This is a genomic window from Vibrio sp. Vb0349, assembly GCF_033338975.1.
The window spans coordinates 1-2,313 of the sequence record NZ_JAWOTS010000071.1 but is presented as its reverse complement, the minus strand read 5'-3'; the positions used below and the strand labels follow the sequence as shown (position 1 = coordinate 2,313).

The following is a 2,313-nucleotide window of genomic DNA, read 5'->3' as shown; positions in this document are numbered from 1 at the left end:
TTCCTCCTTAGCTCAGTTGGTAGAGCGACGGACTGTTAATCCGCAGGTCGCTGGTTCGAGCCCAGCAGGAGGAGCCATATTAGAAGAAGCCGCATCACTTGATGCGGCTTTTTTGTATTAGTTTAAAGCTAAGCTCTCTCCTACCCCATAACGAAATAACATAAGCGCTTTGATTATTAAAAACCGCTTACCGCAAGCTAACTATCGACTCACTAAGTAACCAGAAAATATTAACCACAAACGCGCGTGGCAAATGGTATGCCTTTCAACTAAAAAAAAGCTAGGTAAAAACCTAGCTTTTTAATTCAATCGGCCATCTCTGAAATCAGCTTAAACCACCAAGACAAATATACTTTGTCTCCAGATATTCATCGAGTCCTTGCTTAGCACCTTCCCGTCCAACACCCGACTCTTTAACTCCACCAAATGGCGCCACTTCAGTAGAGATGATCCCTTCATTCACTCCAACCATGCCGTACTCTAAACCTTCACTAAAAGTCACAATACGCTTCAAGCTATTCGTATAGAAATAGCAAGCCAAACCATATTCTGTATCGTTCGCCATTTCGAGAACTTGATAATCATTTTCAAAGGTAACAATAGGCAACACAGGCCCGAATAGCTCTTGCTGAACAATCGACATATTCTGCGTCACACTATCCAAAAGAACGGGCTCCATAAAGCGACCAGGCCGTCTCTGTGGAGAGTTAGCAATAGATGCTCCTTCTTGTACAGCTTGATCGATCACCGCCTCTAGTCGATGCTTAGAGGCCATCGTAATAACAGGACCTAATGTGACACCTTTCTCTAAACCATTTCCAAGCTTTAATTTGCTTAACTTCGACAATACTTTATCAATAAAAGCTTGTTTTACATTTTTATGAACATATAGCCGATTGGTACAAACACATGTTTGCCCTGCATTACGGAACTTCGACGCGACAAGCCCTTCCGCAGCCTCATCTAAGTCTGCATCTTCAAACACGATGAAAGGCGCATTACCACCCAACTCCATCGACACCGCCTTGACTGAATCACTGGCTTGCTTCATCAAAATTTTCCCAACGCGCGTAGACCCCGTAAAAGAGATCTTCTGAATCCTAGGATCAGTACTTAGTACTTGACCAAACTCAGCAGCCTGTTCTGATACCACGACAGAAAGCAGTTCTTTAGGAATACCAGCCTGATAAGCTAATTCAACAACAGCAATTGCAGTGAGAGGGGTAAGCTCTGATGGCTTGATCAACATGCCACAACCTGCCGCTAGGGCTGGTGCTGCTTTTCTTGTAATCATCGCAATAGGGAAGTTCCAAGGTGTAATTGCAGCGCATACTCCCACAGGCTGGCGAATTGCAGATAGACGTCTATCTGTCGTGGGGGCAGGAATAACTTCGCCATAAGCACGTTTTGCTTCTTCTGAGAACCACTCGACAAAAGAGGCACCATACATCACTTCCCCTTTGCTCTCAGCTAAAGGTTTACCCTGCTCTAAGGTAATAATCGTGGCTATGTCTTCTGCATTATCAAGAAGTAGTTGATACCACCCCCTCAAACGACGAGAGCGCTCTTTGGCACTTAATTTAGCCCAACGGACTTGCTCCGTTTTGCACTGACCAATGAGATCATCTAACTCATCAAGAGTACTAGGCTTTAACCGAATTAACTCTTGCTCAGTTGCAGGGTTGATGACCACAATTCCCTCATCGGAAGACCATTGCTTAAATACAGATTTCAGCGTTTCATTTTTTATTTGTTGCATCATCAAACATACTCCTCAAGAACTCCTCTTAGGTTAATCGCTACTAGCAAGTTCAGCAAAGAAAACAAAGTTTTCTAAAAGGCATTAATTTTCGGAAGACTTAGCTCTCTTCCTCACTATATTTCGCGAAATTGCGTAATCCACGCAACGACGGTCCCGCTCTAAACATGGAAGCAATGAATGTTTGAGAAATAAGATGTAGAAAATTATTGTTTAAGAGAGACGCTAACAAAACGCGCAGTGAGGAAGACTATTCATTCTACTACGGTTGAGGGCGAGTGTTATAAAGACTCATTGTTCAAATGACCAATCTTTCAACGAGGACAGGATACAAACTCGGAGTAATTGGAAGTGCAGGCAGCAGGCTCATCTTCCTGAGAAACTCATGTGCCAAAAAGTCGTATTGTCTCGCCTTCAATGTGTAAATGCATTTCTAGGGGACACGACCAAACGAAAAAGCCCCAGTCTTTCGACTAGGGCTTAATATAAGTGGCGGAGTGGACGGGACTCGAACCCGCGACCCCCGGCGTGACAGGCCGGTATTCTAACCAACT

1 protein-coding gene and 1 tRNA gene are annotated in these 2,313 nt (G+C 44.0%); one reads left to right on the top strand and one right to left on the bottom strand.

What is annotated here, in order from left to right:
• Position 1 precedes the first annotated feature (1 nt).
• A tRNA-Asn gene (locus tag R7Q47_RS23220) sits at positions 2 to 77 on the top strand.
• A gap of 248 nt (positions 78 to 325) precedes the next feature.
• Here R7Q47_RS23220 and R7Q47_RS23215 read toward each other — a convergent pair.
• Entirely contained in the window at positions 326 to 1,762 is a 1,437-nt protein-coding gene (locus R7Q47_RS23215) for an NAD-dependent succinate-semialdehyde dehydrogenase (protein WP_195723071.1), read from the bottom strand.
• Between the last annotated feature and the right edge of the window lie 551 nt (positions 1,763 to 2,313).

Coding starts and splice junctions, on each gene's coding strand:
- R7Q47_RS23215 (WP_195723071.1), bottom strand. CDS start 1,762: ATGATGCAACAAATAAAAAATGAAACGCTGAAATCTGTATTTAAGCAA.